Origin of the sequence: Micromonospora sp. NPDC005413, from assembly GCF_040606435.1 — a bacterium.
Classification (GTDB): domain Bacteria; phylum Actinomycetota; class Actinomycetes; order Mycobacteriales; family Micromonosporaceae; genus Micromonospora.
Window position 1 is genome coordinate 40,366 of the sequence record NZ_JBEXEV010000032.1, and the last position, 19,581, is coordinate 59,946.

Here is a 19,581-nt window from a genome sequence, read left to right on the forward strand (position 1 = left end):
GCGTCGGCGGGTATGAGACGCTTGGAGGATCGCACGCTTGATCGAAGGAGAACGGTGACAGTTTCCGAACGCGCTCACGAGCTGGCTATCGCGGCTGCCCAGGCCGCCGCCGACAAGAAGGCGCAGGACATCGCGATCATCGACGTCGGCGACCAGCTCGCCATCACCGACGCGTTCGTGCTCGCTGCGGCCCCCAACGAGCGTCAGGTGCTGGCCATCGTCGACGCCATCGAGGAGAGCCTGCTGGAGCTACCGGAGAAGGCCAAGCCGGTGCGGCGCGAGGGCGAGCGGGGTGGCCGCTGGGTGCTGCTCGACTACGTCGACATCGTGGTGCACGTCCAGCACACCGAGGAGCGCGAGTTCTACGGGCTCGACCGCCTCTGGAAGGACTGCCCCACCATCCCGTTCGTCGACCGGGACCTGGTCGAGGCCGACGCCAGCGGGCCCGCCGCAGCCGAATGACCCGACTGATCGTCTGGCGGCACGGCAACACCGACTGGAACGCCGCCAACCGCGTCCAGGGGCAGACCGACGTACCCCTCAACGCGCTGGGTCGCGACCAGGCCCGCGCCGCCGCGCCGCTGCTCGCGGCGCTGCGGCCCGACGCCATCGTGGCCAGCGACCTGAGCCGCGCAGCGGAGACGGCCGCCGCGCTCGCCGCGCTGACGGGGCTGCCGGTACGCACCGACGCCCGGCTGCGCGAGCGGCACTTCGGCCAGTGGCAGGGTCTGCACCTCACCGAGGTCGCCGAGCGCTTCCCCGAGGAGTACGCCCGCTGGCGGGCCGGCGACCCCGCCCCGGGCGCCGACCTGGAACCGCTGCACGACCTCGGCGAGCGGGTGGCCGCCGCGCTACTGGAGGCCGCTGACACGGCACCCGGCGGCACCGTGGTGATCGCCACCCACGGTGGCGGCTCCCGGCAGGGCGTCGGTCACCTGCTCGGCTGGGACTCCAGCGTGCTGCGCAGCATCGGCTCCCTGGCCAACTGCCACTGGACCGAGCTGCGCCACGACGACGTCCGGGGTTGGCAGTTGCGGGCCCACAACGTCGGCCTGATCACCGCCCCGATCACCGTCGACGCCGTCTGAGCACGGCGCTCGCCCCGGCTCGGTGCGCTCGCGCTTCGGCGTTCGGGGCCTCGATCGGCTAGCGTGCCGAGCATGCCAGTCGCGGTCGTCATCGACTCCACCGCCTATCTTCCGCCCGAGCTGGTGCAGGCACACCGGCTGACCGTCGTCCCGTTGACCGTCGTGCTCAACGGCGCGGAAGGGCTGGAGGGGGTGGAGACCCAGCCGGCCGACGCCACCCTGGCGCTGAGTGGTCGCCGGGTCACGGCGACCACCTCCCGCCCGGCGCCCGAGCAGTTCGCCCGGACGTACCGCCAACTGCTCGACGCCGGCGCCGACGGGATCGTCTCCGTACACATCTCCGCCGCGCTGTCCGGCACGGTCGAGGCCGCCCGCCTGGCCGCCGCCGACCTGGACGGCCGCGTCGAGGTCGTGGACAGCCGTTCGGCCGGCATGGGACTGGGGTTCCCGGCCATCGCGGCCGCCACGGCCGCCGCTGGTGGCGCCGACCTGTCCGGGGTACGCGACGCGGCGCTCACCGCCGTCGAGCGGACCACCGTCTGGTTTTACGTCGACACGCTGGAGTTCCTTCGCCGGGGTGGCCGGATCAACGCGGCCGAGGCACTGCTCGGCACCGCCCTGTCGGTCAAGCCGATCATGCACATGCCGGACGGGGCGATCGTGCTGCGGGAGAAGGTCCGTACCGCCAGCCGGGGAGTGGCCCGACTCGTCGAGCTGGCCGTCGAGGCGGCCGGGGACGACGACGTGGACCTCGGGGTGCACCACCTTGCCGCGCCGCAACGGGCCGAGGTGCTGCTCGCCGCGCTGACCGAGCGGCTCGGTGACCGGCTGCACGACACGTACGTCTCCGAGGCGGGCGCGGTCGTCGCCGCGCACGCCGGCCCGGGCCTGGCCTGCGTGGTCGTCCACCGCCGACCGGAGGGCTGAGCAGTGCCCACGTCGTGCGTGGTGGTGACCGGGGGCGGCCGTGGTGTCGGGCGGGCCGTGGTGGAGCGCCTGGTGGCGACCGGTGCCACCGTCGTCGTGCTGGAGCGGGACGCGGACGCGGTCGACTGGCTCGCCGGGCACCCGGCCGCCGACCGGCTCGTCGCCGTTATCGGCGACGCCGCCGACGAGCGGGTGGCCGAGCACGCCGCCGAGCTGGCCGAACGCGCCGCGCCCCTGACCGGCTGGGTGAACAACGCGGCGGTGTTCCGCGACGCCGCGCTGCACTCCGCGTCGGCCGACACGGTGCTGGACCTGATCGGGCTGAACCTGCGCCCGGCCGTGGTGGGCGCCGCGGTGGCCGTCCGCCGCTTCCTGGCCCGCGCCGCCGGCGGCGCGATCGTCAACGTCTCGTCGCACCAGGCCCGCCGGCCCGTGTCGGGCGCCCTGCCGTACGCGACGGCGAAGGCCGCCGTGGAGGGGCTGACCCGGGCGCTGGCTGTCGAGTACGGGCGGCACGGCATCCGCGCCAACGCCGTCGCGCTCGGCTCCATCGCCACCGAGCGGCACACCGACTTCCTGGCCGCGCAGGATCCCACCCAGGCCGAGTGGATCGACGCCGAGCTGACCCGGCTGCACCCGGTGGGCCGGATCGGGCGGGCCGACGAGGTGGCATCGGCCGTCGCGTACCTGCTGTCGCCTGCGGCGAGCTTCATCAACGGGGTGACGCTGCCGGTGGACGGAGGACGGGCAGTGCTCGGCCTCGACCCGGAGGCCCGCTGACCCGCTCTGGCCGCAAAGCTGACCCTGCTCGCCGTGTTAGCGTTTCTCCGCGCCCCAGATGGGCCTACCCCCCGGAGGTTCTGGCTACTTCAGCCACCACGCCGAGATCGACGCGACACACGCGTCTCTCGCGCGGGATCCGGGGCGACGGCGCCCTCGGGGCTTCGTCATCGGTGTGGCTGGGTGAACGCTGGGGGCTTCCGGTCGGGTCATGGGATCGACCGGGAAGACGGTACGCATGACAGTCACGTTCAACCACACCATCATCGCCACCAAGGACAAGCACGCCTCGGCCGCGTTCTATCGGGAGCTCTTCGAGCTGCCGGAGACGCCCTCGTGGGGGCCGTTCGTCAACATCCAGCTGGACGAGGGCGTACTGCTGCAGTTCGCCGAGCCTCCAGTGGACATCCAGATGCAGCACTACGCGTTCCTGGTCGACGACGAGCTGTTCCCGAGGTGCCTGGCGTTCGTCGAGGGGCGCGGCATCACGTACTGGGCCGACCCGCAGATGAAGCGCGAGGGGGAGACCAACACCGAGCACGGTGGGCGGGGCTTCTATTTCATGGACCCGGCAGGGCACGCGATCGAGATCATCACGCGGCCGTACCTGCCCTGACCCCCGGAGGTGCCGCCGCCGCAGACCTCGCGACGGCGGCAGGACGACCGGGTGCCGCTGCGCGATCAGCTACGGAGGTTCCACTGCTGGTTCTGCTGCCCGTTGCACGACCACAGGATGAGCTTGGTGCCGTTCGCCGTGGCGGCGCCGTTGGCGTCCAGGCACAGCCCGGACTGCGCGCCGGTGATGGTGCCGTTGGCGTTGACGTTCCACTGCTGGTTGGTGCCGCCGTGGCAGTCCCAGATGATCGCCTGGGTGCCGTTGCTGGTGCCGGCGCCGTTGGCGTCGAGGCACTTGGTGCCGTACACCTGAAGTTGTCCCTGCGCGGTGTAGGTCCAGCGCTGGGGGGTGCCGCCGGTGCAGTCCCACAGTTGCGTCTGGGTGCCGTTCGTGGTGTTGCCGTTCGGGACGTCGACGCAGCGGCCGGACTGGCCGCCCACGACCTGGACGTTCTGCTGCGGATTGCCGCCGCTGGCCGGCGCATATCCGGCGGCGGTGATGTTGGCCTGTACGGCGTTCTCGGTGGCCGCCGACGGATAGCCGGAGGTCAGCACACCCTCAAAGAAGGTGCCGCGACCGGTGACGCTGTTGTCCCCGCCGATGCCGAGCAGGATCGCCCCCTGCTTCTTCATCGGGTGATAGCCGTTGGGGCGGGGCCCGTCGAACATGGTCGACAGACCACCTGACTGCGCGTTTCCGCCCCGGATCGCCCAGTGATTCGGCTCGCCCTTGACCATGGCCGTCACGAACCGGTGGTTGATGGACGGGATGTTGTTGTATCCGGCGTTCACCCCGGAGAACAAGCCCCACTCCAGATCGGCCATGATCCAGGGGCCGTTCCCGGCCCCGTAACCCCACTGCTTGTTGGCCCCGAAGTAGACGGTCTCCATGATCGCGGGTGAATCCGCCCGGTTGTTCGTCTGCGCGTTGCCGTAGTCGAAGCAGCACCACTGGTTGTAGTGCGTGCCGTCGACGACGGCGTAGATGCCCTCGGGCTGGTCTCCGGTCGCGACGCCGTTGGTGTTGTTGTTGCGGTAGCCGGTGCCCGGCGAGATGTAGACGCCGTACGCCTTCTGACCACCGATGGTGATCGGCGCCGCCTTCGCATCGGCGAGGTTGTCCCAGCCACCGGGGGCGGGGCCGGAGAAGCCGCCGGGCGGCGCCTGGGTAAGGCGGTTGTTCCGACCGGACTGGTCGTAGATGACGGTGATGAGGCAGCTCGTGTTGGCGCAGAACGAGTCCTGTGCGGCGGCGTCGGCGTACCCGCCCACGCTGAGCACGCCGACGTCCCGGGTGGCGTTGTCCGACGAGCGCCGGACCTGGTAGAGCGGGCCGTTGTACGCGCCGTACAGCGCCCGGGTGGTGCTGTGCGCCGCCACGCACGGCGTGCCACCCGAGGCGTAGATGTCACACGGGCCCGAGACGGCGGCCCGCGCGCCCGACGGATCCGAGATCACGTAGATGCCAACGCCGATGACGAGAACCAACAGGGTCCCCGCAGCGGCCAGGAAGCGACTCAGTCTCCTCGGTAGGTTCATCAGGACCTCTTTACGGTGGTGGGGGTGGTGGCACCTGTGCCCTGCTCGGTGCCGGATCGTGCCGCCGACTGCCGGCTCTCGTCGACGTGACACGTTATACCTATGACATTAATGTCTGTCCATTCCCGCACGCCACCTCCCGCCGCGTCGGGGTTGCGGCCCTACCCCCGTTGATCGCCGACTCCATAGCAGACCGAGGCATGATCAGGGCTTTGTCCACAGCGGCACCGACTGTCCACAGGGCGGTACCGGCGCGCCCTGCCGCGCCGTCCGTCGCCATAGCGTCGCGTCGTGTCGGACCACGAGGAGACAGAGGTACGCCAGCGCCTGCGCCGGCTGACGGACCCGCCGGTCGGGGGGCCGCCCCCGTGGGCTGAGGCGCTTGCGGGCGTGCCTGCGGTCGGCGGGCTGCCGGCGCGGGCTGAGGCACCGCTCGCGGGCGTGCCGCCGGTCGGGCCGCCGCTGTGGGCTGAGGCGCTCGCCGGTGTTCCTGCGGTCGGCGGGTCGTCGGCGCGGGCTGAGGCGCTCGCGGGTGTTCCTCCGGTCGGCGGAGTGCCGGCGCGGGCCGAGGCGCTCGCGGGTGTTCCTCCGGTCGGCGGAGTGCCGGCGCGGGCCGAGGCGTTGCTCGCGGAGCCGGCGGCGGACGTACCCACTGCGCTGGACGGCCCTGCGGTCGCGCGGCTGCCCGGGCCCGGTGCGTTCGACCCAGGGCGACGCGGTGTGCGGGCGCTGGCGGTTGTCGCCGTGGTGGTGGTGCTGGCCGCGGCTGGTTGGGCCTGGCGGGCCCGCCCGCAGTCAGAGCCGGTCACCCCGCTGGACGGTGCCGCCGCCCCGGCCATCTCAGCGGGCGACCCCAGCGCGTCCGGCTCGGGCGAGCTGGTGGTGGCGGTCGCGGGCAAGGTCCGCAGGCCCGGGTTGGTGCGATTGCCCGCTGGGGCCCGACTCGCCGACGCGGTGCAGGCCGCCGGTGGCCCGCTGCCCGGTGTCGACGTGGCGCTGCTCAACCCGGCCCGCAAGGTCACCGACGGCGAGCTGATCGTGGTGGGGGTGACACCACCGCCGGTGCCGAACGGGGCGGTCGACCCGGCCGGTGGAGCACCGGCCGCCGGCGGGCCGCTGAACCTCAACACCGCCACGCTGGCCCAGCTCGACGCTCTGCCCGGGGTCGGGCCGGTGCTCGCCCAGCGGATCCTCACCTACCGGGATCAGCATGGCGGCTTCAAGGGCGTTGGCGACCTGCGCCAGGTCGACGGCATCGGCGACGCGCGCTATGAGCAACTGAAGGACCTGGTGACGGTGTGAGTGTCCAACCCGTCGTCGGTGACCCGGCCCCGCCGGACCTCCGGCTGGCCGGGCTGGCCGTGGCCGCCTGGCTCACCGCGCTCGCCGGCCTGCACGTCGGCACCCGTTCACTCCTGCTGGTGTCCGCAGCGGCGGCCGGCCTGACGACGGTGAGCACCCTGCACCTCCTCGGTCACCTCGGCCGCCCCGGGACCGTGGCTCGCCGCTATGGCTGGATCGCCGTCGCGGTGGGCCTCGGCGTGGTCTGCGGCGCGGCGGCCACCGCCGCCCGGCTGGCCGTTCGTGATGCGCCGCCGATCCGCGCCCTGGCCGAGGCCCGCGCTCCAGTCACCGCCGATTTGGTCATCCGCGACGATCCGCGCCCGATCCGGTCCGTCGGGCGTCCCGGCATGCTGCTGGTGTCGACCGAGCTGGTCCGGCTCACCGGCCCGGACGGCCAGCGAGTCCGTGCGTCGGTGCGGGTGCTGATCCTGGCCACCGACCCGGCCTGGCGAGGGCTGCTACCGGGGCAACGCGTCACCGCTGAGGGTCGGCTCGGGATGCCGCGCGGCGGCGATCTCACCGCGGCGGTGCTCAGCACCACCGGCTCGCCGGAGCGACACGGTGCCCCATCCTGGGCACAGCGGGCCGCCGGCACGCTGCGCGCCGGGCTGCAGCGGGCCTGCGCACCGCTCCCGGACGACCCGGGTGGCCTGCTGCCCGGGCTGGTCGTGGGGGACACCAGTCGGTTGCCTCCCGCCGTCGAGGCAGATTTCCAGGCGACCGGCATGACACATCTCAATGCCGTTTCAGGCAGCAATGTGGCAATTGTGGTGGGCGCGGTGTTGCTGCTGGCCCGGTGGGCACGGGCCGGCCCGTGGCTCGCTGTTGGTCTCTGCGGGGTGGCGCTGGTGGGTTTCGTCATCCTGGTCCGCCCGTCGCCGAGCGTCGTACGGGCCGCCACGATGGGGGCGATCGGGCTCGCCGCCCTGGCCGCCGGTCGTCCCCGGGCCGCACTGCCCGCGCTGGCTGCCGCCGTCACCGTGCTGGTGCTGGTCGACCCGGAGTTGGCCGGCGACGCCGGGTTCGCGCTCTCGGTGCTGGCCACCGGTGGTCTGCTGCTGCTCGCGCCCGGCATGCGGGACGGGCTGCGTCGGCGAGGGGTGCCGGCGGGGCTGGCCGAGGCGTTGGCCGTGCCGGCGGCCGCGCAACTGGCCTGCGGGCCGGTCGTCGCCGGGATCTCCGGCACGGTCAGCCTGGTGGCGGTTCCGGCCAACCTGCTGGCGGTGCCGGCCATCGCGCCAGCGACCATGCTGGGCGTGACGGCGGCCATGGCCTCGCCGATCTGGCCGGCCGGCGCCGAGTTCGCCGCGTGGCTGGCGAGTTGGCCGGCCTGGTGGCTGGTCGTCATCGCCCACCAGGGCGCTCGGCTGCCGGCGGGCAACCTGCCCTGGCCGGGCGGGGCGTTGGGGGCACTGCTGCTGGCTGGGCTGACCGTGGCGCTGCTGATCGCGGTGCGCCGGCCACTGGTACGTCGGCTGGTAGCGGTGGTTGGTGTCGGCGCGCTGCTGGGGGCTCTTCCGGTCCGGCTGGTGGCCTCCGGCTGGCCACCCGCTGGCTGGGTGGTGGTGGTCTGCGCGGTGGGCCAGGGCGACGCCGTGGTGTTGCCGGTCGCCCCCGGGCGGGCGGTGGTGGTGGACGCCGGGCCGGAGCCGGCGGCGGTGGACGGCTGCCTGCGTCGGCTCGGCGTAAGGGAGGTGCCGCTGCTGGTGATCAGCCACTTCCACGCCGACCACGTGGGTGGGGTGGCCGGCGTGTTCCGGGGACGACGGGTGGACGCCGTGCTGATGCCGCCGTCAACGGATCCGGAGAGCGGCCGGGACCTGGTCCGGTCGGCGGCGACCGGCGGCAGGGCGGCGCTGCTGACCACCGTGGCCGGTGCGCGACATCCGATCGGTGGAGTCGATCTGCTGGTGCTCGGTCCGCCGTACCCGCTGGCCGGCACGAGATCCGATCCGAACAACAACTCGCTGGTGCTGCGCGCCACGGTGGCCGGGGTGCGGATCCTGCTGCCTGGCGACGCGGAGACCGACGAGCAGCACGCGATGGTGGCGCGGACGGCATCCGGCCAGTTACGGGCGGACGTGTTGAAGGTCGCCCACCACGGTTCGGCGTACCAGGACCCGGGTTTCCTTGACGCCGTGCGGCCGGCAGTCGCGTTCGTGCCGGTGGGCACCGGCAACGCCTACGGGCATCCGAACCCAGGGCTGCTCGCACGGTTGAGCAGGGGCGGCGCCCGGGTGCTGCGTACCGACACCGACGGCGACCTGGCGGCGATTCGGACGAGCGACGGCCTGGCGGTGGCCCGCCGAGGCGTGCCACCCGGCCAACACCCCTGATGAGGCAGAGCAACGGCGACAAGGACCTAAATCGGCACAAGGAGGTGCACCGAGCCAAGGCCCCGGTGATCAAGAGGTTTGCGTCATTTCCGGCCCGTCCCGTGACGCAAACCTCTTGATCACCGGGGCGGGGCGGGGCGGGGCGGGGCGGGGCTGGGCGGGGTGGGTCGGGGTGGGGTGGTTGGTGGAGCTGATCGACTCGGGGTCGCCGAGGTGGGGGTATCAGTGGCGGTTCGACAGCGCTATATCGCTGATCTCGTGTGGATCAAGCGAGGGGCTTTCATGCGGTGGTCGGTGGGGCGTCGAGCCATCATGCGTTGAGGCCGAACCAGTGGGTGAATTGCTAATTGAATGGTGAAGTGGGATTAATGTCTGGATTTGCACTGAGTGCGGGCTGCGCCGACCAAGTAGCGAATGAGCAGGCACGATCCCGCCATGGGCCGTGCGAATATGGGCGGCGTGACCCCCGCCAGCCTCGCCCCCATTCTGCTCGTCCTCGGTGACGAGGAACTGCTCGCCACGCGCGCGGTCACCGAAGCTGTCGCGAAGGTTCGCAGCGTCGACCCCGAGGTGGACGTCCGCGAGTACCAGGCCGGTGCGCTCACCGTCGGCGAGATCGCCGAGATGCTCAGCCCCTCGCTGTTCGGCGGGCGACGGCTGCTCATCCTGCGCTCCGGCCAGGACGCCCGCAAAGACCTGGTCGCCGCGCTGCTGGCGTACGCGAAGAACCCCGACCCGGAGGTTCAGCTGCTGGTGCTGCACCTGGGCGCTGCCAAGGGCAAGGCGTTCGCCGACGGGTTGCGGGCGGCCGGCGCGACGGTGGTCCCGGCGGCCAAGCTCAAGGGGCACCGCGACCGGGTGGCCTTCGTCCGCGACGAGGTCCGACGAGCTGGCGGAAAGTGCTCGGACGACGCCGCCGAGGCGCTGATCGCGGCAGTCGGCAACGACCTGCGCGAGCTGGCCGCCGCCTGTTCCCAGCTGATCGCCGACACCGACGGGCGGATCGGCGCCGACACGGTCAGCCGTTACTACCGGGGCCGGGTCGAGGTGACCGGCTTCACGGTGGCGGACGCCACCATGGTCGGGGACGTGCCGGCGGCGCTGGAGGCGCTGCGCTGGGCCCTGCACGTCGGGGTCGACCCGGTGCCCATCGCCGACGCACTGGCCGACGGGGTGCGCACGGTGGCACGGGTGGCGTCGGCCGGGCGGGGTAACGCGTACCAGCTCGCCAGCAGCCTCGGCATGCCCGCCTGGAAGATCGAGCGGGCGCAGCGACAGGGACGCGGCTGGACGCCGGAGGGCCTGGTCCGGGCCATGCAGGTCGCCGCCGAGTGCAACGCGGCCGTCAAGGGCGGCTCCGACGACCGGGCGTACGCCCTGGAACGCGCGGTCTTCTCGGTCGTGGCGGCCCGGCAGGGCAGCGCCAGGTGACGGGGGCGAACCGTCCGGCGTGGGCCACCATCGGAGTCGACGAGGAGCGTTACCGGCCGCTCTACGCCCGATTCCTCGGCCTGCGGTTCGTCAACCCCGGCGGGGTGCTGTGCTTCCTGTTCTTCGAGGGCACCATCGCCCTCGCGGTGCTGCTCGCCCTCGCCGAGCTGGTCACCTGGTGGGCGGTGCTGGTGCTGCCCGTTGTGGTGGCGGCGATGGTCAAGCTCAACGACATGGTGGCCGCGATCGTGGTTCGTTCCGCCGCGCTCGTGCCCGAGCAGGAACGCGACCGTTTTCGCCGGCAGATGGAGCCGGTGGTCGGCCGAGCCCGGGTGGAGTGGATCTCGCACAGCGTCACCGGTGTGGTGATCACTGCCGATCCGGTGCCACCCAGCCGCCGTTCCGACCCGTCAGACTGAGCGTCGACCGGCCGACCTGCGGACACACGGAAGCCCCGGACCGAGGCCCGGGGCTTTCCGAATCAATCTGACGGTGAAGTCGTCAGACGGAGAGCGCCACCACGCGCTTCGCGATCGCGGACTTGCGGTTCGCGGCCTGGTTGGAGTGGATCACGCCCTTGCTGACGGCCTTGTCCAGCTTGCGAGAGGCGTCCTGCATGAGCGCGGTGGCCTTCTCGACGTCACCGGCCTCAGCAGCCTCGTTGAACTTCCGGACGGCGGTCTTCAGCGACGACTTGACCGACTTGTTGCGCAGCCGGGCCTTCTCGTTCTGCCGGTTGCGCTTGATCTGGGACTTGATGTTCGCCACGCGACAGCCTCGTCTTGATAGCTCGGGTTGGTCAGCTTATGCGCGGGATGACGAACATGCGTCATCGCTGCGCGAAGAGCCAGGTTATCAGGTCGCCCCGGCCGAGCCAAAACGGCTCGACCATCGTGCGGACGGACCCGGCCCGTCGGGGACCAGATTACCCGGCCGTTCCGACCGGTCGCCGTCAGCCTCGGCGGCGGGTCAGCCCGCGTGACTACCAGCCCTGGCAGAGGGTCAGCCCGCGTGACTACCAGCCCTGGCGGCGGGCCAGCCATTCGAGCGACTGCTCGCCGCTCCACCGCTGATGGGCGGGTAGGTGCGGCGAGGCCGTCGGCGGTGCCGCAGCGGCGCCGGTGAGGTAGTACCCGGCCAACGCCGCCAGGGTCGCGTCCAGCGCGTCCGGGGGAGCGCCCGCGGTCGCCGGGTGCGCGGCGAAGATCCGGTCCGCGTCCAGCCCGCTGGCGTACGCGGTGAGCAGCAGGCCGGCCAGGTCGAACCAGGCCGGCCCGGAACAGACCCAGGTCCAGTCGCAGAACCAGGCTCGACCGTCCGCGTCGATCAGCACGTTGTCGATCCGCAGGTCGCCGTGGATCAGGCCGGTCGCCCCGGCGGCGTACCGGGGGAGGCGGGACTCCAGCGCCACCAGCTCGGGGAGTCGGCCCCGGACGGGTGCGGGCAGCGACGGAGTGGGCTCCCGACCGGCGGCGACCTCCTCCCACCAGAGGATGTCCGACCGGGCCAGGTCGGCCAGGTGCGGCAGGCCGAGTGCGGTCAGCTCGACCGGGGGTTCGGCCAGGGCGGCGGCGAGGTCGGCGTACCCGGTGAGGGTGGCGTCCAACTCGGCGGGCACCCAGGGCAGGCGCGGGGTGTGGCCGTCGACGGCGTCGGTGCAGAGCACGAACCAGCCAGCTTCGTACAGGGTCCACCGGGGGCGGGGCGCCGGCAGGTCGGCCGGCAGCCGGTCCAGGATCGCTGCCTCTCGGGCGTACCAGTCGACCAGGTGCGGTTGCTCGGCGGCGGGTGCCGCCTTGACGAAGGCCCGGCCACCGTCGGCGGTGCGGAGCACGGCGGCGAAGCCCCGGGTGAAGCCCGCGCCCGCGACCTGGGCGGTGACCACCGGCGCGCCGAGCCGCTCGGCGACCGCGGCCCGCAGCGCCTCCGGCAGCGTCGGCCACGACGGTCGCAGCGCGCTCGCGTGGTACGGCACCGGCGGCAGCATGGGAGGGGACACCCCACCATGCTGCCCCGGGGTACGTGCGCGACGCACGGCGACACTGCCAGACTGCCAAGCCATGAGGACCGAGGACTTCTGGCAGCTGATCGACCAGGCTCGGGCCGGCGGTGGGGGAGAGCCCGGCCCGGTCGCCGCGCGGGCCGTCGCGCTGCTCGCCGAGCGCGACCCGGAGGACATCGTCGGGTACGCCCGGCACCAGACGCGGGTGCTGGCGGCCTCGCACAAGGCAGATCTGTGGGGTGCGGCGTACCTGATCAACGGCGGCGCCTCGGCGGACGGCTTCGAGCACTTCCGGGGCTGGCTGATGACGCAGGGACGGGCGATCTTCGCCCGCGCGGTCGCCGAACCGGACTCGCTGGCCGAGTTGCCCCAGGTGCGGGCGGCCTCGCTCAGCGGCGAGGAGTTCTCCGCCGAGCGGATGCTGTCGGTGCCGTGGGACGCGTACCGCAAGGCCACCGCGACCGAGTTGCCGGCGGACCGGGATCCGGTGCGGACGCCGGACCTCAACGACTTCTGGGACTTCGACGACGAGGAGGAGGCGCGTCGTCGGCTGCCCCGGCTGGCCGCGCTCTTCGTCGAGCCGCCGATGGAGTGAGGGCCCCCGGGCCGATCCGTCGCCCGCGCAGCGAACGCACCCCGGCGGCGTGGGAACATAGAGGGGGTCGGCGGCGCGCCGGCCTGTTCACGTCAGCCGACCAGAACGGACCGCTGTGCCACCGAAGCTCGATCCCGGCGCGAACGCTCCCGGTGCCACCGACCCCGGTCGCATCCGGAACTTCGGCATCATCGCCCACATCGACCACGGAAAGTCGACCCTGGCCGACCGGATGCTGCAGCTCACCGGCGTGGTCGACCCCCGGCAGATGCGCGCCCAGTACCTGGACCGGATGGACATCGAGCGCGAGCGCGGCATCACCATCAAGAGCCAGGCCGTCCGCATGCCGTGGACCATCCGCGAGGGTGAGCGGGCCGGCGAGCACGCGGTGCTCAACATGATCGACACCCCTGGTCACGTCGACTTCACCTACGAGGTGTCCCGGTCGCTGGCCGCCTGCGAGGGCGCCGTTCTGCTGGTCGACGCCGCGCAGGGCATCGAGGCGCAGACCCTGGCCAACCTTTACCTGGCGCTCGAGAACGACCTGCGCATCATCCCGGTGCTCAACAAGATCGACCTGCCGGCCGCCCAGCCGGAGAAGTACGCCGAGGAATTGGCCCACCTGATCGGCGGCGACCCCGCCGACTGCATCCGGGTCTCCGGCAAGACCGGCGAAGGCGTTCCGTACCTGCTCGACGAGATCGTCCGGCAGTTCATCCCGCCGGTCGGCGACGCCGCGGCGCCCGCCCGAGCGATGATCTTCGACTCGGTGTACGACGTCTACCGGGGTGTCGTCACGTACGTGCGGGTCATCGACGGCCGGATCAGCGCCCGGGACCGGATCAAGATGATGTCCACCGGGGCGGTGCACGAGCTGCTGGAGATCGGCGTCATCTCGCCGGAGATGGTGAAGGCCGAGGCGCTCGGCGTCGGCGAGGTCGGTTACCTCATTACCGGTGTGAAGGATGTTCGACAGTCCCGGGTCGGTGACACGGTCACCATCAACAGCCGGCCGGCGACCGAGGCCTTGGGCGGTTACAAGGACCCGAAGCCGATGGTCTACTCCGGCCTCTACCCGATCGACGGGTCGGACTACCCCAACCTGCGTGAGGCGCTGGACAAGCTCAAGCTCAACGACGCCGCGCTGGACTACGAGCCGGAGACCTCCGGCGCGCTCGGCTTCGGCTTCCGCTGCGGCTTCCTCGGCCTGCTCCACCTGGAGATCATTCAGGAGCGGCTGGAGCGCGAGTACAACCTCGACCTGATCTCCACCGCGCCGAACGTGGTCTACCGGGCGATCACCGACGACGGCGAGGAGATCGTCGTCACCAACCCCAGCGAGTACCCGACCGGCAAGATCGCCGAGGTGTACGAGCCGGTGGTGCGGGCCACCGTGCTCACGCCCAACGACTATGTGGGCGCGGTGATGGAGCTGTGCCAGGGTCGGCGGGGCACCCTGCTGGGCATGGACTACCTCTCCGCCGACCGGGTGGAGCTGCGCTACACGCTGCCCCTCGCCGAGATCATCTACGACTTCTTCGACCAGTTGAAGAGCCGTACCAAGGGTTACGCCTCCCTCGATTACGAGCCCTCGGACGAGCAGGCATCGGACCTGGTGAAGGTGGACATCCTGCTGCACGGTGAGCCGGTGGACGCGTTCAGCGCCATCGTGCACAAGGACAAGGCGTACAACTACGGCGTCACCATCGCCGCCAAGCTGCGCACCCTGATTCCGCGTCAGCAGTTCGAGGTGCCGATCCAGGCGGCCATCGGCAGCCGGGTCATCGCCCGGGAGACGATCCGGGCGATCCGCAAGGACGTGCTCGCCAAGTGCTACGGCGGTGACATCAGCCGTAAGCGCAAGCTGCTGGAGAAGCAGAAGGAAGGCAAGAAGCGGATGAAGATGGTCGGCCGGGTGGAGGTGCCGCAGGAGGCCTTCATCGCCGCCCTCTCCTCCGATTCCGGCGACGGCAAGGCCGCCGGGAAGAAGTGAGCCCGCTGCCGGTGCCCCGGCGCTGAAGTGACGAAGACGGCCGGCGCCCCGGCCGGACCGGTCGCGACGACCGGTCGTACGGCGGGGCACCGGCCGTCACCGTGTCCGGGTACGGCACCGGCGTCTCTACGTGCCCGCCTGCCGGGGGTCTCTGCGTGCCTGCCTGCCCGGGATCTCTGCGTGCCTGCCTGCCGGGGGTCTCTGCGTGCCTGCCTGCCGGGGGTCTCTGCGTGCCTGCCTGCCGGGGGTCTCTGCGTGCCAGCCTGCCCGGGATCTCTGCGTGCCAGCCTGCCCGGCGTGGCCAGCTTGGCGGAAGAAATTTTCTGGGCGTTGTTGTCGGGCCGACGATCCGACGAGATGGGCTTCTACCTGTGTGGACGCGCTCCCACGCCAACCGACGCATCCGGTGGGCATTGACGCCCGGCGTTTTCATCTGCGGTGAGTCGGTTTGGTTTTTCCGCGGGTCGGGCACTTAGCGGTCACGACAGGAAGCACACACATCGTGTGTCGGACATTCTTTGAAGGAGGGCGACCGTGGAACTCACCGTGTGGGGCATCATCACCGCCATCGTTGTTGGTCTCATCGTCGGCGCGCTCGGCCGCCTGGTCGTTCCGGGCCGGCAGAACATGCCGATCTGGCTGCACATGCTGATCGGTATCGGCGCGGCCCTGCTGGGCACCGTGCTGGCCCGGGCCATCGGCATCGCCACCGAGACGAACGGCGTCGACTGGGGCGAGCTGCTGGTGCAGGTCGTGCTGGCCGCGATCGCGGTCGCGCTGGTGGCCGGTGTGGGTGGCCGCCGCCGCGTCACCCGGTAACGCAGGCACCACCCCGTACAACCGCACCTTTCCGATGGGCGCCCGACCGGCAGGTCGGGCGCCCATCGGCGTTCTCCCTGGCGCGTGAAGTCGGGCGCGCGGCGTCGCTGTGCGGCCTCGCCAGACGACCGGGGCGGGCGTGATCGACTCCAGATCGCCGATGTCGCGGTATCCCGTGGGGGTGATACCCCCAGATCGCCGATGTCGCGGTATTCCATGGCGGTGATACCCCGACATCGGCGATGTTGAGTCGATCATCACCCGAGTGGCCGGCCCGGCCCGGCGATCCCCTGCCGGCGCGCGGGGGGCCGGGGGAACACGCCCATGTATGCCTGATCGTGATCCTCTGGGCCGCGAAGTCGGTTTGGATTTTCGGCGGGTCGGGCATTTAGCGGTCACGACAGGAAGCACACAACGTGTGTCAGACATTCTTTGAAGGAGGGTGACCGTGGAGCTCACCGTGTGGGGCATCATCACCGCGATCGTTGTTGGTCTCATCGTCGGGGCCCTGGGCCGCCTGGTCGTTCCGGGCCGGCAGAACATGCCGATCTGGCTGCACCTGCTGATCGGTGTCGGCGCGGCCCTGCTGGGCACCGTGCTGGCCCGTGCCATCGGCATCGCCACCGAGACCAACGGGGTCGACTGGGGCGAGCTGCTGGTGCAGGTCGTGGTGGCCGCGATCGCGGTCGCGCTGGTGGCCGGCGTGGGTCGCCGCCGCAGCGTCACCCGATAACGACCCGGCATCACCTGGCAGGACAGCATTACTGGAAAAAGCGCCCGGCCATCGGCCGGGCGCTTTTTCGTGCTGAAGTGCCCGACTTCGGCCCGAGGCCACAGCGTCTCTCGTCGGCCCTCTGCGGTACCGTCGCCACGCTTCGGCCAGCCCGCCCACTGTCGTAAAGGAATTCTCCGTACTAGGGTGCGGCGGAGAAGGTTAGTTCCAGGCGGCGCGAGGGGAGAAGTGGCGTGAACAGGTGGAAGCGGCTGGCCCCGGTCACCGCCATGGTGGCCTCGGCCGCGATGGTGCTGACCGGCTGTGGAGGCTCCGGTGACGACGCTGCCGACGACAGCAAGCTCACGGTCTGGATGATGGGCGAAGGCGGCGACGCGCAGAACGCCTTCCTCGACTCCGTCGAGACCGAGTTCCGGCAGAAGCATCCCGACACCGACGTGGTGGTGCAGTACATTCCCTGGCTCGAGGCGCCCAAGAAGTTCCAGGCCGCGCTCGCTGGCGGTGCGGGGCCGGACATCACCGAGCTGGGCAACACCGAGACCCAGGGCTGGGCGGCCCAGGAGGCGCTCGCCGACGTGAGCGGGCGGATGGGCGGCTGGACCGACGGCAAGGACCTGCTGCCCGACCTGGTCCGCAACGCGCAGCTCGACGGCAAGCAGTACGGCGTGCCCTGGTACGCCGGCGTGCGGGCCATCTACTACCGCACCGACTGGTTCGCCGAGGCCGGCGTGCAGCCCCCGAAGACCTGGGACGACCTGGTCACCGTGGCCAAGACCGTGCAGGCGAAGAAGCCGGGCACCTACGGCATCGCGCTGCCGGGCAACTCCGAGCTGCCCTTCTACTCCTTCCTCTGGGGCGCCGGCGGCGAGATCGCCAGCAACCAGGGCGGCGCCTGGAAGTCCGGCTACACCACGCCCGAGGCGCAGCGGGCCGTCAAGTTCTGGACCGACCTGGTGACCGTCCACAAGGTGGCTCCGCCGGCGGCGGCCGGCTGGAACGAGATCGACGCCCGCACCCAGTTCGCCACCGGCAAGGCCGCGATGGCCTTCGCCGGCAGCTGGCAGCAGGGTGCCATCAAGAAGGACAACCCCGAGATCGAGAAGGTCTGGGGTACGTTCCCGATCCCCGGCCCCGACGGCAAGGCGGCACCCGGTTTCGCCGGTGGTTCGGACGTGGCGATCTGGAAGGACAGCGTGCGTCAGGACCTGGCCTGGGACTACCTGACCGTGCTGCTGAACAAGAAGAACTCGCAGAGCTTCGCGAGCAGCCTCGGCTTCTTCCCGGTCTACCAGGACCTGGTCGCCGGTGACACGTACGCCAACGACAAGGTGATGGCGGCGTTCGCGACCACCATGCAGAACACCAAGCTCACGCCGCTCACCCCGAAGTGGGTGGAGGTCAGCCGGACGAAGACGGTGACCCAGGCGATGAACAGCTCGGTCATGAAGGGTCAGAAGACGGTCGAGAAGGCTACCGCCGATGCGGCCGCTGAGATGGAAAGCATTCTGAACAGCAAGTGAGCTTTCTGACGAAGACCCCGGAGACGGCCGCCGCGCGGGAGACCCCCGCGCGGCGGCGTCGTCCGCCGGACCGCCTGCCCTACCTGCTGCTCCTGCCGGCACTGGTGGTCATCGGGGTGTTGCTGCTCTGGCCGCTCGGCCAGGTGGTGGGGATGTCCTTCTACCGGCTGAACAGCGTCCGGCAACTGCGCGGCGACCGGGAGTGGCCCTGGGTGGGGCTGGGCAACTACACCGAGATCCTCTCCGACCCGTTCTTCCTGACCGTGCTGCGCAACACGGTCCTGTTCGCCGCGGCGAACGTGCTGCTCACGATGGTCCTCGGCACCCTGGTCGGGCTGCTGCTCAATCGGCTCGGCCGCAAGATGGCCACCTTCGTGGCCAGCTGCGTGATGCTCGCCTGGGCCACCCCGGCGCTGACCGGCACGATCGTCTGGAAGTGGATTTTCGACGACACGAGTGGCCTGGTCACCTGGCTGTTCAACGCGCTGCCGGACGGCCTCTCCAACGGCCTGTTCGGCCGCAGTGACTGGACCGGCTACGGCTGGTTCAATTCGCCGCTGCACTTCTTCGCCATCCTCACCCTGGTGGTGGTCTGGCACTCGTTCCCGTTCATCGCGGTGAGTGTGCTCGCCGGCCTCAAGAGCGTGCCGAGCGAGTTGCACGAGGCGGCCCGGGTGGATGGCGCGAGCCCGTGGCGGGTCTTCTGGAAGATCACCTTCCCGCTGCTGCGCCCGGTCTTCGGGATCCTGATCGTGCTCTCCACCATCTGGGACTTCAAGGTCTTCACCCAGCAGTTCGTGCTGGCCGGCGGCACCCAGGACCGGCCGACGTTCATGCTCTCCATCTACTCCTACGCGGAGGCCTTCTCGCCGCCGCCGAAGTACGGCCTCGGTGCGGCCATCGCGGTGATCCTCACGCTGATCCTGCTCATGGTCACCGGCTTCTACGTACGGATGGTGCTCAGGCAGGAGGACGAGTCGTGAAGAAGGTCGCCCTCAACGCCGCCGGGCTGCTGGTCGCGCTCTTCGCGGCGTTCCCGGTCTACTGGATGATCTCCACCTCGTTGAAGCCGAGCAGCGAGATCTTCTCGTCCACCCCGCAGCCGGTGCCAGCTCACCCGACGCTGGCGCACTACCGGGAGATCCTGACCGGCAACCTGATCCCCGGCGTGAGCTTCTTCGACTTCTTTCTGAACAGCGCGCTGGTCGCGGTCTCGACGGTGGTGCTCAGCGGTCTGGTGGCCCTGCTCGCCGCGACGGCGGTGGCCCGGTTCCGGTTCAAGCTGCGGACCAGCTTCCTGATCATGCTGCTGGTGGTGCAGATGATCCCGCTGGAGGCGTTGGTCATCCCGCTGTTCCTGATGATCCAGCGGCTCGGGCTCTACAACACCCTGCCCAGCCTGATCCTCACGTACCTTGGCTTCTCGTTGCCGTTCGCGGTCTGGATGCTGCGGGGCTTCGTCGCCGCCGTGCCCAAGGAGTTGGAGGAGGCGGCGGCCATCGACGGGGCCAGCCGGGCCCAGACCTTCCGCCTGATCCTCTTCCCGCTGGTCGCACCCGGTCTGGTGGCCACCAGCATCTTTTCCTTCATCACCGCGTGGAACGAGCTGATCTTCGCGTTGACGTTCATCAACGACCAGGGTCGCTACACCCTGCCGGTGGCGATGACCTTCTTCTTCGGTCGGGACGACACCAACTGGGGGCCGGTGATGGCCGCCTCCACCCTGTTCACCCTGCCGGTCATCATCTTCTTCCTGCTGGTGCAGCGCCGGATGGTCTCCGGCCTGGTGGCCGGCGCCGTCAAGGGCTGACGGCCGCACCCGTTACGGATCGACGATCTTGAAGGCGCCCGACCCCGTC

At 70.9% G+C, this 19,581-nt stretch carries 19 protein-coding genes; 16 read left to right on the forward strand and 3 right to left on the reverse strand.

Annotated elements, in window-relative coordinates; translation table 11 throughout:
* Nucleotides 1-54: 54 nt before the first annotated feature.
* The 5 genes from rsfS to ABZS37_RS26270 all read left to right on the forward strand — a co-directional run bounded on the left by rsfS (nucleotide 55) and on the right by ABZS37_RS26270 (nucleotide 3,411).
* Nucleotides 55-462, forward strand: coding sequence for a ribosome silencing factor (rsfS, locus tag ABZS37_RS26250; RefSeq protein ID WP_354997206.1), 408 nt, complete (start codon nucleotides 55-57; stop codon nucleotides 460-462).
* The gene (locus ABZS37_RS26255; protein ID WP_355173151.1) at nucleotides 459-1,088 is read left to right on the forward strand and encodes a histidine phosphatase family protein; all 630 of its coding nucleotides are present in this window, start codon (nucleotides 459-461) and stop codon (nucleotides 1,086-1,088) included. The genes rsfS and ABZS37_RS26255 overlap by 4 nt, the downstream gene beginning before the upstream one ends.
* 72 nt (nucleotides 1,089-1,160) lie before the next feature.
* A complete protein-coding gene (locus ABZS37_RS26260; protein WP_355173153.1) occupies nucleotides 1,161-2,015 on the forward strand; it encodes a DegV family protein in 855 nt (284 codons plus the stop codon).
* 3 nt (nucleotides 2,016-2,018) lie between these two features.
* A complete protein-coding gene (locus ABZS37_RS26265; protein ID WP_355173155.1) occupies nucleotides 2,019-2,795 on the forward strand; it encodes an SDR family oxidoreductase in 777 nt (258 codons plus the stop codon).
* Nucleotides 2,796-3,033: 238 nt separating this feature from the next.
* Entirely contained in the window at nucleotides 3,034-3,411 is a 378-nt protein-coding gene (locus tag ABZS37_RS26270) for a VOC family protein (RefSeq protein WP_355173157.1), read from the forward strand.
* 65 nt (nucleotides 3,412-3,476) lie between these two features.
* Here the strand turns inward: ABZS37_RS26270 and ABZS37_RS26275 are convergent, their stop codons facing one another.
* A complete protein-coding gene (locus tag ABZS37_RS26275) occupies nucleotides 3,477-4,949 on the reverse strand; it encodes an arabinofuranosidase catalytic domain-containing protein (RefSeq protein WP_355173159.1) in 1,473 nt (490 codons plus the stop codon).
* Nucleotides 4,950-5,240: 291 nt separating this feature from the next.
* Between ABZS37_RS26275 and ABZS37_RS26280 the strand changes: the two genes are divergently transcribed.
* The 4 genes from ABZS37_RS26280 to ABZS37_RS26295 all read left to right on the forward strand — a co-directional run bounded on the left by ABZS37_RS26280 (nucleotide 5,241) and on the right by ABZS37_RS26295 (nucleotide 10,479).
* Nucleotides 5,241-6,251: a helix-hairpin-helix domain-containing protein gene (locus ABZS37_RS26280; RefSeq protein WP_355173161.1), complete on the forward strand. Its 1,011-nt coding sequence runs from the start codon at nucleotides 5,241-5,243 to the stop codon at nucleotides 6,249-6,251.
* Nucleotides 6,248-8,629, forward strand: a complete 2,382-nt coding sequence (locus ABZS37_RS26285) for a ComEC/Rec2 family competence protein (protein WP_355173163.1) — start codon at nucleotides 6,248-6,250, stop codon at nucleotides 8,627-8,629. Before ABZS37_RS26280 ends, ABZS37_RS26285 begins: the two co-directional genes overlap by 4 nt.
* A 450-nt stretch (nucleotides 8,630-9,079) precedes the next feature.
* A complete protein-coding gene (gene holA / locus ABZS37_RS26290) occupies nucleotides 9,080-10,060 on the forward strand; it encodes a DNA polymerase III subunit delta (RefSeq protein WP_355173211.1) in 981 nt (326 codons plus the stop codon).
* Nucleotides 10,057-10,479 (forward strand): hypothetical protein, encoded by a 423-nt coding sequence (locus ABZS37_RS26295; protein ID WP_355173165.1) that lies wholly within the window; start codon nucleotides 10,057-10,059, stop codon nucleotides 10,477-10,479. Before holA ends, ABZS37_RS26295 begins: the two co-directional genes overlap by 4 nt.
* Before the next feature lie 82 nt (nucleotides 10,480-10,561).
* On the opposite strand, the gene rpsT is transcribed toward ABZS37_RS26295, so the two are convergent.
* Together rpsT and ABZS37_RS26305 are read right to left on the reverse strand one after the other, a co-directional pair.
* Entirely contained in the window at nucleotides 10,562-10,828 is a 267-nt protein-coding gene (gene rpsT / locus ABZS37_RS26300) for a 30S ribosomal protein S20 (protein WP_354997199.1), read from the reverse strand.
* A gap of 247 nt (nucleotides 10,829-11,075) precedes the next feature.
* Entirely contained in the window at nucleotides 11,076-12,047 is a 972-nt protein-coding gene (locus ABZS37_RS26305) for an aminoglycoside phosphotransferase family protein (protein ID WP_355173213.1), read from the reverse strand.
* A gap of 73 nt (nucleotides 12,048-12,120) precedes the next feature.
* Here ABZS37_RS26305 and ABZS37_RS26310 point away from each other — a divergent pair, with 73 nt between their 5' ends.
* The 7 genes from ABZS37_RS26310 (at nucleotide 12,121) to ABZS37_RS26340 (ending at nucleotide 19,532) form a co-directional block, all read left to right on the forward strand.
* Entirely contained in the window at nucleotides 12,121-12,657 is a 537-nt protein-coding gene (locus ABZS37_RS26310; protein ID WP_355173166.1) for a DUF4240 domain-containing protein, read from the forward strand.
* A gap of 115 nt (nucleotides 12,658-12,772) precedes the next feature.
* On the forward strand, nucleotides 12,773-14,650 hold the full coding sequence (gene lepA / locus ABZS37_RS26315) for a translation elongation factor 4 (RefSeq protein WP_355173167.1): 1,878 nt from the start codon (nucleotides 12,773-12,775) through the stop codon (nucleotides 14,648-14,650).
* A 534-nt stretch (nucleotides 14,651-15,184) separates the two neighbouring features.
* Entirely contained in the window at nucleotides 15,185-15,469 is a 285-nt protein-coding gene (locus ABZS37_RS26320; protein WP_354857968.1) for a GlsB/YeaQ/YmgE family stress response membrane protein, read from the forward strand.
* A 448-nt stretch (nucleotides 15,470-15,917) separates the two neighbouring features.
* Nucleotides 15,918-16,202, forward strand: coding sequence for a GlsB/YeaQ/YmgE family stress response membrane protein (locus ABZS37_RS26325; RefSeq protein WP_179780540.1), 285 nt, complete (start codon nucleotides 15,918-15,920; stop codon nucleotides 16,200-16,202).
* Between the two features lie 233 nt (nucleotides 16,203-16,435).
* Nucleotides 16,436-17,722: a sugar ABC transporter substrate-binding protein gene (locus ABZS37_RS26330; RefSeq protein ID WP_355173169.1), complete on the forward strand. Its 1,287-nt coding sequence runs from the start codon at nucleotides 16,436-16,438 to the stop codon at nucleotides 17,720-17,722.
* Nucleotides 17,719-18,705, forward strand: coding sequence for a sugar ABC transporter permease (locus tag ABZS37_RS26335; RefSeq protein ID WP_355173171.1), 987 nt, complete (start codon nucleotides 17,719-17,721; stop codon nucleotides 18,703-18,705). The genes ABZS37_RS26330 and ABZS37_RS26335 overlap by 4 nt, the downstream gene beginning before the upstream one ends.
* A complete protein-coding gene (locus ABZS37_RS26340; RefSeq protein ID WP_354997194.1) occupies nucleotides 18,702-19,532 on the forward strand; it encodes a carbohydrate ABC transporter permease in 831 nt (276 codons plus the stop codon). Before ABZS37_RS26335 ends, ABZS37_RS26340 begins: the two co-directional genes overlap by 4 nt.
* Nucleotides 19,533-19,581 lie beyond the last annotated feature (49 nt).

What these genes read in the sequence shown, in the direction of transcription:
- ABZS37_RS26255 (WP_355173151.1), top strand. Translation starts at nt 459, where the DNA reads ATGACCCGACTGATCGTCTGGCGGCACGGCAACACCGACTGGAACGCC.
- ABZS37_RS26260 (WP_355173153.1), top strand. Translation starts at nt 1,161, where the DNA reads ATGCCAGTCGCGGTCGTCATCGACTCCACCGCCTATCTTCCGCCCGAG.
- ABZS37_RS26270 (WP_355173157.1), top strand. Translation starts at nt 3,034, where the DNA reads ATGACAGTCACGTTCAACCACACCATCATCGCCACCAAGGACAAGCAC.
- ABZS37_RS26275 (WP_355173159.1), bottom strand. Translation starts at nt 4,949, where the DNA reads ATGAACCTACCGAGGAGACTGAGTCGCTTCCTGGCCGCTGCGGGGACC.
- holA (WP_355173211.1), top strand. Translation starts at nt 9,080, where the DNA reads ATGGGCGGCGTGACCCCCGCCAGCCTCGCCCCCATTCTGCTCGTCCTC.
- ABZS37_RS26305 (WP_355173213.1), bottom strand. Translation starts at nt 12,047, where the DNA reads ATGCTGCCGCCGGTGCCGTACCACGCGAGCGCGCTGCGACCGTCGTGG.
- ABZS37_RS26310 (WP_355173166.1), top strand. Translation starts at nt 12,121, where the DNA reads ATGAGGACCGAGGACTTCTGGCAGCTGATCGACCAGGCTCGGGCCGGC.